This window comes from Mycobacterium sp. (assembly GCF_032162605.1).
Taxonomy (GTDB): Bacteria; Actinomycetota; Actinomycetes; order Mycobacteriales; family Mycobacteriaceae; genus Mycobacterium.
The window spans coordinates 1-13392 of the sequence record NZ_JAVROT010000568.1; the positions used below are offsets into that span (position 1 = coordinate 1).

General features: G+C 66.2%; 14 protein-coding genes and 1 pseudogene. 7 read left to right on the plus strand and 8 right to left on the minus strand.

Features of this window, described 5'->3' with window-relative positions; translation table 11 throughout:
- A pseudogene (locus tag QOI01_RS31560) lies at nt 1–175 on the plus strand (NUDIX hydrolase); the annotation flags it as partial.
- On the opposite strand, the gene manB reads toward QOI01_RS31560, so the two are convergent.
- The 3 genes from manB to rfbD are packed head-to-tail and all read right to left on the minus strand — an operon-like array spanning nt 157 to nt 3014.
- Nucleotides 157–1236 carry a mannose-1-phosphate guanylyltransferase ManB gene (manB, locus tag QOI01_RS31565; protein WP_526387426.1) on the minus strand — a complete coding sequence of 360 codons (1080 nt, stop codon included), beginning with the start codon at nt 1234–1236 and terminating at the stop codon, nt 157–159. The pseudogene QOI01_RS31560 and the gene manB sit on opposite strands and share 19 nt — an antisense overlap.
- Nucleotides 1237–2136, minus strand: a complete 900-nt coding sequence (locus tag QOI01_RS31570; protein ID WP_526387428.1) for a glycosyltransferase family 2 protein — start codon at nt 2134–2136, stop codon at nt 1237–1239.
- Entirely contained in the window at nt 2133–3014 is an 882-nt protein-coding gene (gene rfbD / locus QOI01_RS31575; protein WP_526387430.1) for a dTDP-4-dehydrorhamnose reductase, read from the minus strand. Before rfbD ends, QOI01_RS31570 begins: the two co-directional genes overlap by 4 nt.
- A 68-nt stretch (nt 3015–3082) precedes the next feature.
- On the opposite strand from rfbD, the gene QOI01_RS31580 reads away from it, so the two are divergent.
- Together QOI01_RS31580 and QOI01_RS31585 are read left to right on the plus strand one after the other, a co-directional pair.
- Complete coding sequence (locus QOI01_RS31580) at nt 3083–4573, plus strand: LCP family protein (protein WP_526387432.1); 1491 nt, start codon at nt 3083–3085, stop codon at nt 4571–4573.
- Nucleotides 4570–5283, plus strand: coding sequence for a TIGR03089 family protein (locus QOI01_RS31585; protein ID WP_526387448.1), 714 nt, complete (start codon nt 4570–4572; stop codon nt 5281–5283). Before QOI01_RS31580 ends, QOI01_RS31585 begins: the two co-directional genes overlap by 4 nt.
- A gap of 9 nt (nt 5284–5292) precedes the next feature.
- On the opposite strand, the gene QOI01_RS31590 is transcribed toward QOI01_RS31585, so the two are convergent.
- From QOI01_RS31590 to QOI01_RS31600, 3 genes are read right to left on the minus strand one after another with little or no spacing between them, the layout of a single operon-like run.
- The gene (locus QOI01_RS31590) at nt 5293–6456 is read right to left on the minus strand and encodes an acyl-CoA dehydrogenase (protein ID WP_526387434.1); all 1164 of its coding nucleotides are present in this window, start codon (nt 6454–6456) and stop codon (nt 5293–5295) included.
- A gap of 13 nt (nt 6457–6469) precedes the next feature.
- Nucleotides 6470–7006, minus strand: coding sequence for a 5-(carboxyamino)imidazole ribonucleotide mutase (purE, locus tag QOI01_RS31595; protein WP_526387436.1), 537 nt, complete (start codon nt 7004–7006; stop codon nt 6470–6472).
- Entirely contained in the window at nt 6999–8183 is a 1185-nt protein-coding gene (locus QOI01_RS31600) for a 5-(carboxyamino)imidazole ribonucleotide synthase (protein ID WP_526387449.1), read from the minus strand. Before QOI01_RS31600 ends, purE begins: the two co-directional genes overlap by 8 nt.
- A 119-nt stretch (nt 8184–8302) precedes the next feature.
- Between QOI01_RS31600 and QOI01_RS31605 the strand changes: the two genes are divergently transcribed.
- A complete protein-coding gene (locus tag QOI01_RS31605; RefSeq protein ID WP_526387438.1) occupies nt 8303–8968 on the plus strand; it encodes a GtrA family protein in 666 nt (221 codons plus the stop codon).
- On the opposite strand, the gene QOI01_RS31610 is transcribed toward QOI01_RS31605, so the two are convergent.
- Nucleotides 8923–9441, minus strand: coding sequence for a PH domain-containing protein (locus QOI01_RS31610; RefSeq protein ID WP_526387440.1), 519 nt, complete (start codon nt 9439–9441; stop codon nt 8923–8925). The genes QOI01_RS31605 and QOI01_RS31610 overlap by 46 nt on opposite strands.
- A gap of 26 nt (nt 9442–9467) precedes the next feature.
- Nucleotides 9468–10271 (minus strand): biotin--[acetyl-CoA-carboxylase] ligase, encoded by an 804-nt coding sequence (locus tag QOI01_RS31615; RefSeq protein ID WP_526387451.1) that lies wholly within the window; start codon nt 10269–10271, stop codon nt 9468–9470.
- A 397-nt stretch (nt 10272–10668) separates the two neighbouring features.
- On the opposite strand from QOI01_RS31615, the gene QOI01_RS31620 reads away from it, so the two are divergent.
- From QOI01_RS31620 to QOI01_RS31630, 3 genes are read left to right on the plus strand one after another with little or no spacing between them, the layout of a single operon-like run.
- A complete protein-coding gene (locus QOI01_RS31620) occupies nt 10669–12306 on the plus strand; it encodes an acyl-CoA carboxylase subunit beta (protein WP_526387442.1) in 1638 nt (545 codons plus the stop codon).
- Nucleotides 12307–12345: 39 nt separating this feature from the next.
- The gene (locus QOI01_RS31625; protein ID WP_526387444.1) at nt 12346–12624 is read left to right on the plus strand and encodes an acyl-CoA carboxylase epsilon subunit; all 279 of its coding nucleotides are present in this window, start codon (nt 12346–12348) and stop codon (nt 12622–12624) included.
- Nucleotides 12621–13262, plus strand: a complete 642-nt coding sequence (locus QOI01_RS31630) for a nucleoside triphosphate pyrophosphatase (protein WP_526387446.1) — start codon at nt 12621–12623, stop codon at nt 13260–13262. Before QOI01_RS31625 ends, QOI01_RS31630 begins: the two co-directional genes overlap by 4 nt.
- Nucleotides 13263–13392 lie beyond the last annotated feature (130 nt).

The following is a 13392-nucleotide window of genomic DNA, read 5'->3' on the forward strand; positions in this document are numbered from 1 at the left end:
CGTGCCGACCCACCATCTCGACATTCAGTTCGTGGCCCACGCGCCCCAGGACGCTCAGATCGCCATCAGCGACGAATCACTGGATCTTCGGTGGTGGCCGCTGAATGATCTGCCGCCGGGCTCCGACTACGGATTGACCCAGCTGGCGCGGGCAGCTCAGACGTCGGTCGAGTAGCGGATGCCGCCGTCGGGAATGTGCACCCCCGGCCACACCCGCGCGCCGCGGAGCAGTTCGCACCGCGCACCGATGTATGCGCCGTCGCCGATCACGCCGTCGCGGATCAGCGCCCGCGGCCCGATGCGGGCGCCGAACCCGATGATCGAGCGTTCGATCACCGATCCGGCTTCGATGCGCGCACCGTCGAAGATCACCGCGCCGTCCAGTCGCACGCCCGGCCCGATCTCCGCGCCGCGCCCGACCACCGTTCCGCCGATCAGGAGTGCGCCGGGCGCGACGGAAGCACCCTCGTGGACGAGTTCCTCGCCTCGGTGGCCCTTCAGTGCGGGCGACGGCGCGATACCGCGAACGAGATCGGCAGAGCCACGTACGAAGTCGTCCGGCGTGCCCATGTCGCGCCAGTAGGTGGCGTCGACGTAGCCGCAGACCTTCAGACCGTCGGCGAGCAACGCCGGAAACACCTCGCGCTCGACCGACACCGCGCGCCCCACGGGTATCCGATCGATCACCTCGCGCTTGAACACGTAGCAGCCTGCGTTGATCTGATCGGTTGGCGGGTCCTGCGTCTTCTCCAGGAACGCCGTGACGACACCGTCGGAATCGGTTGGCACACAACCGAATGCGCGCGGATCACCGACCCTCACCAGATGAAGGGTCAAGTCCGCGTCGCGGTCGTGATGGCTGGTCAACAGGGCACCGAGATCAGCGCCGGACAGCACGTCGCCGTTGAACACCAGCGCGGTGTCGTACCGAAGCCTCGACGCCACGTTCGCAATGCCGCCGCCGGTGCCGCGCGGCTCGTCTTCGCCGACGTACTCGATCTGCAGGCCGAGCTTGGACCCGTCGCCGAACTCGGCTTCGAACACCTCGGCCTTGTACGACGTCCCCAACACGACGTGCTGAATTCCCGCCGCCGCGATCCGGGACAGCAGATGCGTCAGGAAGGGCAGACCCGCCGTCGGCAGCATGGGCTTGGGAGCGGACAACGTGAGCGGACGCAGGCGCGTGCCCTGCCCGCCGACGAGTATGACGGCGTCGACTTCTGCCGGATTCACCATTTAGTGCCGCCCTTTCGCGATCTTCCGCCGAGAGTTGCCGACCACCAACCCTGCGCGCGCCGCGAGGGCCGATCTGATGGTCCAGCGCAACGGCGCCTGCCACCAGCGAGGATGCCGGTCGGCCAGGAAAGTGTAGGTGCTGGTGTGGTGGGCAGCCAAGTTGCGAGCGGGGTCGCGGCCCGTCGAGTGTCCCTTGTCGTGGAGCACCTCCGCCGACGGCACGTAGACGTTCTCCCAGCCAGCCTCCGCCAGACGATCGCCGAGGTCAACGTCTTCCATGTACATGAAGTAGCGCTCGTCGAACCCCTCGATCGCGTCGAACGCCTGCCGCCGAAGGAGCAGACACGACCCCGACAGCCAGCCGACGGGACGTTCGCTGGGCTCCAGCCGCTCCTGCCGGTATGCCACCGTCCACGGGTTGGACTTCCAGAACGGGGCGACGACGGCGTGCATGCCGCCACGGACCAGACTCGGCTGGTGGCGTGCCGACGGGTACACCGAGCCGTCGGGATCGCGGATCAACGGTCCGAGCGACCCAGCGCGCGGCCAGCGGTTGGCGGCTCCGAGCAGGTCGTCGATGCTGCCGGGACCCCACACCACGTCGGGATTGGCCACGATGAAGAATTCCGGGCCGTCGATCCTCGCCCCGTCCGGTCCGGTCACGTACTCGGCCACCGCCCTGTTGACGGCGGAGCCGTAACCCAGGTTGGCGCCGGTATGCAGAAGCCGCGCATTCGGATAGCGCCGCGCCGCTTCCTCGGGAACGCCGTCGGTGGAGCCGTTGTCCGCCATCACGACCGTCACCGACCGTTCAGTGGCGTGTCCGAGGGAGGCGAGGAACCGGTCGAGGTGCGGACCCGGTGAATAGGTCACCGTCACCACGATCAGTTCGTCACTCACGGCGTCGAGGGTAATGGGCCATCGGAGAGGGCTGCGGCAAGCGCATCACGCCAGGGTCGCAGCTCTCTCAGCCCGGCCGCCGCCGAAAGGCGTCCGGAGAGCGCCGAATAGGGCGGCCTGGGAGCTGGCCTGGGGTGGCGGTCGGTGCCGACTGGCCGGACTCGGTCCGGGTCCGCGCCAACGAGCTCGAACACCTCGCGCGCCTGCTCGTACCGGCTGGCCTCACCCTGGTTCGCCGCATGCAGGACTGATTCCTCAATCGATTCCTCGGCCACCTCAAGTAACGCGTGGACGAGGTCGCCGACGTAGGTCGGTGAGCCGACCTGGTCGGCGACGACGTCGACCTGACCGTCCCCGCCCGCCAGTCGTCGCATGATCGAGACGAAGTCGCTGCCGCCCTCGGCGCCCGAGTAGATCCAGGAGGTCCGCACGACGTGGGCGTTGGGCATCGCCGAGAGCACCTCGAACTCACCCTGCAGCTTGGTGCGGCCGTAGACGCCCAGCGGTCCGGTTTCGTCGTCGATCTCATAGGGATGAGGAGGTGCGTCGCCGAACGCTCCGCTGAACACGTAGTCGGTCGAGATGTGGATCAGCTCGGCTCCGGCCCGGGCACAGGCGTGTGCCACGTTCTCGGCTCCTGCGGCGTTGACGGCGCGGGCCGCTGCCTCGTCGGCCTCGGCCTGGTCCACCTTGGTATAGGCGGCGCAGTTGATCACCACGTCACCGGCGTTCACATGACGTTCTGGCGCAGTCGGGTCGGTGACGTCACATTGTGCCGAGGTCAGCGCCAGTACCTCGTGGCCGCGGCGCCCCGCTTCAGCCGTCAGCCTTCGCCCGACGAGTCCTCCTGCACCGATGATCACCAAACTCCTCGACATGGTTGAAGAGTCTGGCACGCCGACCCGCGCTAACCCCTCTTCGGGCGACTCGACAGTAGCCTGGGCAGATGCCAGGTCGCCTCTCCCGCATCATCGCCGTGGTCGTGGCGGCGGTGATCGTCATCGGCACCGGCGTCGCGTGGGGAAAGATCCGGTCGTTCGAGAACGGCATCAATCACGTCTCCTCGGCCGCCCTCGGCGGAGGGGGCGAAGACGGTGCGATCGATATCCTGCTCGTCGGCATGGACAGCAGGACCGACGCGCACGGCAATCCGCTGTCCCCCGATGAGCTCGCTACGCTGCGCGCCGGCGACGACGTGTCGACCAACACCGACACCATCATCCTGGTCCGCATTCCCAACAACGGAACGTCCGCCACGGCCATCTCGATCCCACGCGACTCTTACGTGCAGGCCCCCGACGACCTTGGCAAGACCAAGATCAACGGCGTATTCGGTCAGGTCAAGCTCGAGAAGATGAAGGAGCTCGTCGAGCAACAGGGCGAGGACCCCAAAACTGCCGAGCCGAAGGCCACGGCGGCGGGCCGGGAGGCGTTGATCAAGACCGTCGCCGACCTCACCGGCGTCACCGTCGACCACTACGCCGAGATCGGTCTGCTCGGCTTCTCGCTCATCACGGACGCGCTCGGCGGCGTCGATGTGTGCCTCAAGGACGCCGTCTACGAACCCTTGTCCGGTGCGGACTTTCCGGCAGGGGAACAGAAGCTCGACGGACCGCAGGCTCTCAGCTTCGTCCGGCAGCGACACGACCTGCCCCGCGGTGACCTCGACCGCGTGAAACGCCAGCAGACTGTAATGGCATCCCTTGCCCACCAAGTCATTTCGGGTAAGACACTGTCCAGCCCATCGACGTTGAACCGACTCCAGGACGCCGTGCAGCGTTCAGTCGTGCTCTCCGACGGTTGGGACATCATGGACTTCGTCACGCAGATGCAGAAGCTGGCGGGGGGCAACGTCGCCTTCGCCACCATTCCCGTCCTCCAAGAGGACGGTTGGAGCGACGACGGCATGCAGAGCGTCGTTCGGGTGGATCCAGCACAGGTGCGGGAGTTCATCGCGGGCCTTCTGCAGAAGCAGGATGAGGGCAAGACCGACGTCATCGCCTATTCCCCGAGTAAGACCACCGCCGACGTGGTGAACGACAGCGACATCAACGGACTCGCCGCGTCGGTGTCAAAGGTGTTGACCGGTAAGGGCTTCACCGCGGGCAACGTCGGCAACAACGAGGCGGGCCGGGTGGCGAGCAGCCAGGTTCGAGCGGCAAAGACCGACGACCTTGGCGCCCAAGCGGTCTCGAAGGAGCTGGGCAACCTGCCGATCGTCGAGGATCCGTCGCAGGCGCCGGGTTCGGTCAAGGTGATGCTCGCCGGCGACTACACCGGCCCCGGATCTGGCCTCGGCTCCCAGACCTCGACCGGCGATGCGGCCGCGGTATCGGGTGACACCGTGGACCAGGCAGCCGCCGAGACCACCGGTGCGGTTCCACAGCCACCGGCCATCATGACGGCAGGCTCGGACGGTCCGGAGTGCGTGAACTGACGAACCTCAGCTCGGCGGTGATGGACCCGCTGCTCGCCGTCGCGTCTGCGCCACGGATCACCTACTACGACGACGCGACGGGTGAGCGGATCGAGCTCTCGACGGTGACGCTGGCCAATTGGGCCGCGAAGACGGGAAACCTGCTGCGCGACGAGCTCGGCGTAAGCCCGAGCAGTCGTGTCGCCATCTTGCTGCCTTCACACTGGCAGACGTTGGGCGTCATGCTCGGCGTTTGGTACGTCGGCGCAGAAGTCGTTGCAGGACAGGCTGATTGCGACGTCGCCTTTTGCACGGCGGACCGCCTCGACGATGCCGACGCTGCGATCGGACAGGCCGGCGAAGTCGTGGTGTTGTCTCTCGACGCCTTCGGCCGACCGGTTCCCGACGTGCCCTTCGGCGTCACTGACTACGCCACGTCGGTGCGCGCACACGGCGACCAGATCACCCCCGAACGCAACCCCGGACCCGCGTTGAACGGCCGCTCGGTCACGGAGACCCTCTCCGCCGCAACCAGTTCGGCCGCTGCCCAGGGCTTTACCCCTGCTAGCCGAGTGCTCTCGTCGAAGGCCTGGGACACCGCTGACGCGATGATCGACTACGTGCTCGCAGTGTTGGTAGCTGGCGGGTCCCTCGTCCAAGTGGCACACCCGGATACCGAAGCGCTGGCGCGCCGCGCCGAGGCCGAGAAGGTCACCGCGAAGCTGGAGTAGCCCGACGCTCTACTTCAACAGCGCGCGGGCCATCACGACCCGCTGGATCTGGTTGGTGCCCTCGTAGATCTGGGTGATCTTGGCGTCGCGCATGAACCGTTCGACCGGGAAGTCGACGGTGTAGCCGTACCCGCCGAACAGTTGCACGGCGTCGGTGGTCACCTGCATCGCGACGTCCGAGGCGTAGCACTTCGCGGCCGAGGAGATGAAACCCAGGTTGGGCTCGCCGCGCTCGGCCCGCGCTGCGGCGCTGTAGACCATCAGGCGCGCAGCCTCGATCTTCATGGCCATGTCGGCAAGCATGAACTGCACGGCCTGGAAGTCACTGATCGACTTCTTGAACTGCTTGCGCTCCTTGGTATAGGTGATCGATGCCTCGAGCGCACCCTGCGCGATGCCGACGGCTTGCGCGCCGATCGTCGGGCGGGTGTGATCCAGTGTGGCCAAGGCCGTCTTGAATCCCGTTCCTGGCTCGCCGATGATGCGGTCGCCAGGGATTCGACAGTCTTCGAAGTACAGCTCGGTGGTGGGCGAGCCCTTGATGCCCATCTTCTTCTCCTTGGGCCCGACGCTGAAACCCGGATCCTCGGCGTGCACGACGAACGCCGAGATGCCGTTGGCACCCTTGTCCGGGTCGGTCACCGCCATCACCGTGTACCAAGTGGAGTGGCCGCCGTTGGAGATCCAGCACTTCGAACCGTTGAGGACCCAATCGTCGCCGTCCGCACGGGCGCGGGTGCGCATCGCCGCTGCATCGCTGCCGGCCTCCCGCTCGGACAGCGCGTAGGAGGCGGTCGCCTCGCCAGCCCCGATCGAGGGCAGCACCTGCTTCTTGAGTTCCTCCGACCCCTTCAGCAGCATGCCCATGGTGCCGAGTTTGTTGCAGATCGGGATCAACGAAGACGAGGCACACACTCGGGCAACCTCTTCGATGACGATGCACGCCGCGACCGAGTCACCACCTTGACCGCCGTACTCCTCCGGAATGTGGATCGCCGAGAAGCCCGACGAGTTCAACGCGGCGAGTGCCTCGTCGGTGTACCGGGCCTTCTCGTCGACGTCCGCCGCGTACGGCGCGATCTCTTTGTCGCACAGATCCCGAAGAACCTTGCGCAGTTCAATGTGTTCGTCGGACAGCTGAAAGGCGTCGAACGACGGGTTACCGATGGACAACGGAGGCTCCTTGCTAATCACCGGTAATTTTACCGTGCTCGCTCGCCGAACCCAGCACCCGCTCCCGGAGAGCTGCGTCCTTCTGCAGCACCATGTCTTCCAAAGTCAGTTGGAAGGCCTCCATCCGCCGGCGCAACTCCAGATCCGTTGCACCGAGGATTCTTACGGCGAGCAATCCGGCGTTGTGGGCGCCTCCGATCGATACCGTCGCCACCGGCACTCCGGCGGGCATCTGCACGATCGACAGCAATGAATCGAGGCCGTCGAGCCGCGCCAACGGCACCGGGACGCCGATTACCGGAAGGGGCGTGGCCGCGGCGACCATGCCCGGGAGGTGCGCCGCGCCACCCGCGCCGGCGATGACGACCTCGATGCCCCTGCCCGCGGCGCTGCGTGCGTAATCGAGCATGCGACCGGGCGTGCGGTGCGCGGAGACCACCCCGACCTCGAAGGGCACCTCGAAGTCCGCGAGCGCCGTCACCGCCTCCTCCATTACCGACCAGTCGCTGTCGCTGCCCATGATGACGCCAACGCGCGCCTTGTCAGGCATGTTCATTCCATCCGTCCGTCCATTCGCCGTGCGACAACCAGTGTGCGGCGCGAACCGCCCGCTCCCGGACCTCGGCGACATAGGCGTCGTCACCCAGTGATCCGTCGGCGCCACCAAGCACGTTGACGTGACCGATCTTGCGTCCGGGGCGTTCGGACTTGCCGTAGAGATGCACGTTGACCTCCGGCAGCCGCGCAAAGAGATGATGCAGGCGCTCGTCCATCGTCATCGTGGGCGCTTGGGGCGCGCCGAGCACATTGGCCATCACGGTGACGGGAGCGATCAGTGCCGTGGTCCCGAGTGGGTAGTCCAAGACCGCCCGCAAGTGCTGCTCGAACTGGCTGGTGACGGAGCCGTTCATGGTCCAGTGACCGGAGTTGTGCGGGCGCATCGCCAGCTCGTTGACCAACAACCTCCCGTCGGTGGTCTCGAACAGTTCGACCGCAAGGACGCCGACCACACCCAGCTCGCCGGCCAACCGCAAGCCGAGTTGCTCCGCATCGGCGGCGAGGTCGGGATCCAGACGTGGCGCCGGGGCGATGACCTCGACGCAGGTGCCGTCCCGCTGCACCGTCTGCACCACGGGCCACGCCGCACCCTGTCCGAACGGTGAGCGCGCCACCAGCGCCGACAGCTCCCGCCGCATGTCCACCCTCTCCTCGAGCAATACCGCAATCCCGTCGGCGAGGTAACGCTCGGACACGTCGCGCGCCTCCGCGAGGTCCCTGGCCAGGGTCACGCCGCGGCCGTCGTAGCCACCGCGGGCGGTCTTGACGACGATCGGGCCGCCCACGCGCTTGGCGAAGGCATCGACGTCGGACGGTTCGGTGACCTCGGCGAACCGTGGGATGGGCGCTCCGACTTCCTCGAGTCGACGTCGCATCACCAGCTTGTCCTGGGCGTGGATCAGCGCGTGCGGCGGCGGCGCGACGTTCACCCCACGGTCCACCAGTTCCAGCAACAGGTCTGTGGGCACATGTTCGTGGTCGAACGTCAGCACCGACGCGCCCTCGGCGACGAGGCGCAGCGCGTCTGCATCGGTATGCGAGCCGATGACCACGTCGGGGGTGACCTGCGCGGCGGGATCGTCCGGCGACGCGGCCAGCACCCTCAGTGTCTGGCCGAGCGCGACGGCGGCCTGATGTGTCATCCGGGCCAGCTGGCCACCGCCGATCATCGCCACCACTGGAGGTCCGCTCACCTGCCTATGTTGTCACGGCCAGGATCGGCAGCGGAAATGGCCCGCGACCTGCACGGGTACGCGTAGCGCACCTGATTTCCGTAGACTGCCGTTTTGTGTCTTTCACCGATGTCACCATCGCGCGTCTGCCCCGCGCGGTCCGGCCCTTCGCCGAGCGGCATCACGAACTCATCAAGTTCGCGATCGTCGGTGGCACGACGTTCATCATCGATTCGGTCATCTTCTACACGCTGAAGCTCACGATCCTCGAGCCCAAGCCGGTCACCGCCAAGATCATCTCTGGCATCGTCGCCGTCATAGCGTCCTACATCCTCAATCGCGAGTGGAGCTTCCGGGACCGCGGCGGCCGCGAGCGTCATCACGAGGCATTGCTGTTCTTCGGAGTCAGCGGCGTAGGTGTACTGCTCAGCATGGCGCCGCTCTGGGTGTCCAGCTACGTGCTGGAGCTACGCGTGCCCATGGTGAGCCTGACGATGGAGAACGTCGCCGACTTCGTCTCCGCGTACATCATCGGCAACCTGCTGCAGATGGCCTTCCGCTTCTGGGCGTTCCGACGCTGGGTATTCCCCCAGGAGTTCGGGCGCAATCCAGACAAGGTCGTCGAGGCGTCGATCACCGCGGGAGGTATGGCGGAGGCGCTCGAGGACGAGATCGAGCAAGGTCACGCCAGAAGTACCGTCACGCCACTGCGTGGACGCCGCGCGAGACGAGCTGCTCAGCTGGGCGACTCCTCCGAGCCGAGGGTGTCGAAGACTTCGTGATATAGCAGTGAGTGAACCTGCTCGACACGCGGAATGTCGTGGAACTCAAGAGGATCCTGCGACGCTGATTCGACGATCAGGGTCCCGGTGCCCACCATGCGATCGAGCAGACCGTGCCGAAACTCGACACTGTTGATCCGCGCCAGCGGAATGTCGATCCCGGACCGCGTCATGACCCCGTGCCGAAACATGACGCGCCGATCCGTGATGACGAAATGCGTGGTGCGCCAACTCCATAACGGCCACAGGGTGAGCCATCCGATGAGGATAAGCCAGATCACGCCAAGGACGACCATCACGATGTTCTTAGCCATCTGATCCCAGTCCGTGTGGTTGACGACACCCAAGCCGAACCCCACTGCCGCGGTTGCCAATAGAAGCAGGAGCACGGGGCCGATCAGCCGCTTCCAATGTGGATGACGATGCAGAACCACGCGCTCGTCGGCTGCCAGCACGTTGTCGGGATAACCCACGGTGCGACTCTATCCGGCCGAATCCGCTAGACGGGCCGAAGATGCACGATGTCGCCCGCGGATACGACGACGACTTCACTGCCCGTGTCGATCCGAAGGCGGCCCTGCTCGTCAATGGACAGTGCCATGCCCACCACCTGACGGTCCCCCGGCAGCGTCGCGCGTACTCGGGAGCCGATCGTGAGGCTGCGCGCCGTGTACTCAGCGATCAGTCCCGCACCGGCCCCATGGGTAGACCGCAGGCCCGCGACGTGCCGCGCCAAACCGTTGAGCAGGTCGAGTATCAGATCCTCGCGGTTGGTAGCCCGGCCGCCGAGCATCGCCAAGGACGTGGCGCGCGGATCGGGTAGTTCGTTCGCGTTCAACGACACGTTCATCCCGATGCCGATCACGACCATCGGTTTGGGCGACGCCACCTCGGCCAGAATGCCCGCCACCTTGCCCTCAGCCGGTGGGCTCGCCAGCACGTCGTTGGGCCATTTCAGGCCAACCCGCACGCCGGACCCGTCGACGGCGTTCAGCACTGAAAGACCGGCCACCAGTGGTAGCCAACCCCACGCCGCGGGGGGGATCCCGTCGGCGTTCACCCCAACCGACATCGTGATCTGCGCACCGGGCACCCCAGACCAACTTCGGCCGTTGCGCCCGCGGCCCGCGGTCTGGTGTTCGGCGATGAGCACCTCGCCGTCGACGTCCTCGCCCCCTACGGCGCGAGCGATCAGATCCGCGTTAGTCGATCCCGTCTCCGCGACGAGCTCGATGGTGTGCCATGACGATGCGCCTGCGAGCAACCGTGCACGAAGATCGCCAACATCGATGGGTCGACGCATCTCATCGGCGAACACGCGGGCAGTATGGCATGCGTTGGACGCCCGAACCGCATCCTCGCGTTCGGCAGCGGCAGGAGGATGCGCCGGATGCTGGACAATAGCCCGCGAAGCTATGACTATTCGCCGTTGCGGTGGGAGCTCGAATACGCCTATCAGTACGGAGCACTCGGCAACGCGATCCTGCAGGGCCGGTGTGACTAGCGCATCTGCTCGGCAACACGAATCCCTCGATGTCGCGGGATGACTGCCGTTCGCCCGCACGACCTGCTCCGCGACCGCAGTGGGTCGCATCGCCGATGCTCGGGTTTGATCGCGCGTGCTGGCCTGCGCGTGCAACTCGATCCGTCCCCGGGCACCCCGACACCATGGCGGCACCGGGTGGCTACCATGACGAACCATGACGAGCGTTACCGACCCATCTGCACCCACCGCTGGGCAAGAGATCGACATCCACACCACCGCGGGCAAGCTCGCCGATCTGCGCAAGCGCGTAGGGGAAACGGTGCATCCGGTCGGCGAGGCTGCGGTCGAGAAGGTTCACGCCAAGGGCAAGCTGACGGCTCGGGAGCGCATCTTCGCTCTGCTGGACGAGGGATCGTTCGTCGAACTGGACGCACTTGCCAAACACCGGAGCAAGAACTTCGGGCTCGACGCAAACCGCCCGGTCGGTGACGGTGTGGTGACCGGCTACGGAACCATCGACGGTCGCGATGTCTGCATCTTCAGCCAGGACGCCTCCGTGTTCGGCGGGAGCCTCGGCGAGGTCTACGGCGAGAAGATCGTCAAGGTGCAGGAACTGGCGCTGAAGACCGGTCGCCCCCTGATCGGCATCAACGACGGTGCGGGCGCGCGTATCCAGGAGGGCGTCGTCTCGCTCGGCCTCTACAGCAAGATCTTCCGCAACAACATCCTCGCCTCGGGTGTGATCCCGCAGATCTCGCTGATCATGGGCGCCGCGGCGGGTGGGCACGTCTACTCGCCCGCGCTGACCGACTTCGTCATCATGGTCGAGGGAACTTCTCAGATGTTCATCACCGGGCCGGACGTCATCAAGACGGTCACCGGCGAAGAGGTGACCATGGAGGAGTTGGGCGGCGCGCACACTCACATGGCCAAGTCGGGCACGGCGCACTACGTGGCCAGCGGTGAGCAGGACGCCTTCGACTACGTCCGCGACCTGCTGAGCTACCTACCGCCCAACAGCGCGGCCGAGCCGCCGCGCTTCCCGGCCCCCCCGCACCCCGGCGCCATCGAGGACAATCTCACCGACGAGGACCTCGAGCTCGACACCCTGATTCCCGACTCACCGAACCAGCCCTACGACATGCACGAGGTGATCACGCGCATCCTCGACGACGACGAGTTCCTCGAGGTGCAGGCAGGCTACGCAGGCAACATCGTCGTCGGTTTCGGGCGCGTCGACGGACGCACCGTCGGTATCGTCGCCAATCAGCCCACCCAGTTCGCCGGCTGCCTGGACATCAACGCCTCGGAGAAGGCGGCCCGCTTCGTGCGGACGTGCGATTGCTTCAACATCCCGATCATCATGCTGGTGGACGTCCCGGGCTTCCTCCCCGGCACGGACCAGGAGTACAACGGCATCATTCGCCGAGGCGCCAAGCTGCTGTACGCCTACGGCGAGGCGACGGTTGCCAAGATCACCGTCATCACCCGCAAGGCCTACGGCGGCGCGTACTGCGTCATGGGGTCCAAGGACATGGGCTGTGACGTCAACGTCGCGTGGCCGACGGCGCAGATCGCCGTCATGGGCGCCTCCGGCGCAGTCGGCTTCGTCTACCGGTCCCAGCTCAAAAAGGCGGCGGCCGACGGCCAAGATGTCGATGCGCTGCGACTGGAGCTTCAGCAGGACTACGAGGACACGCTCGTGAACCCCTACGTCGCCGCCGAGCGGGGGTATGTCGACGCGGTCATTCCCCCGTCCCACACCCGTGGTTACATCTCGGCGGCGCTGCGCCTGCTGGAACGCAAGATCGTGCAGTTGCCGCCCAAGAAGCACGGCAACATTCCGCTCTAGATCAACGTCATCACGCCCCAGAAACGAACGGACAACCCCGTGTCACAAGACGTCGACATCACTGAGGTCTCCGACCCGCAAGACCTGACGATCGACGCGCCGGTCGACCCGACGGTGCCGGAGATCAGGATCCTCAAGGGCAATCCCTCCGACGAGGACCTCGCCGTGCTGGTGTGCGTGCTCGCCGGGGGCGGCGGGACGGCGGAGCCCGGGCCGCAGGAGCTCAACCTGTGGGGGCATCCGGTGGACAAGCTGCGGTACTCGGTCGTGAGCTGGCAGCGCGTGACTCAGTTGGAACGCACGCACATCCGCCGATGACCCGCGTGATCCTGGCGTCGGCCTCTTCGGGCCGGCGCAGGGTATTGCGAAGTGCGGGCATCGATCCGCTGATCATCGTCTCCGGCGTCGACGAGGACGCGGTCGTCGCATCATTGCCCGAAGACTCGGGCCCAGGCGAGATCACCAACGCGCTGGCGACCGCCAAGGCCGCCGCAGTGGTACAGACCCTCGACGCCGGGCTGCGCGTGGATTCCGTTGTCATCGGCTGTGATTCGATGCTGTACCGGGATGGTCGGCTCTGGGGCAAGCCGGGGTCCGAAGCCGCCGCGATCGCGGGCTGGCGATCAATGGCGGGTACGACGGGCGAGCTGTACACCGGACACTGCGTGATTCGTCTGCGCGACGACGTGATCACGGCGCAGACCACCGCACACTCGGTGACGAGCGTCGACTTCGGCAGTCCATCGGCGAAGGACCTGAGTGCGTACGCACGAAGCGGGGAACCAACCGCTGTCGCCGGCGGCTTCACGCTCGACGGACTCGGGGGCTGGTTCGTCGACGGCGTCATCGGCGATCCGTCCGCCGTGATCGGCATCGGGCTGCCCCTCGTCCGTCGCATGTTCGACCTGGTCGGCCTCTCCATCGCAGATCTCTGGGCCGAGAATCCGATCGACTGATGCCGGCGGCTGAGCCAAGGCTGTCGGGGATAACGCCGAAAACATTTCGTAGGCAAGTGCATTCGCGGCGAGACCCAGTGACGTGAAGACATCGAGGACAGCGTGTCGGCGTACCGCACGAATCAGACCG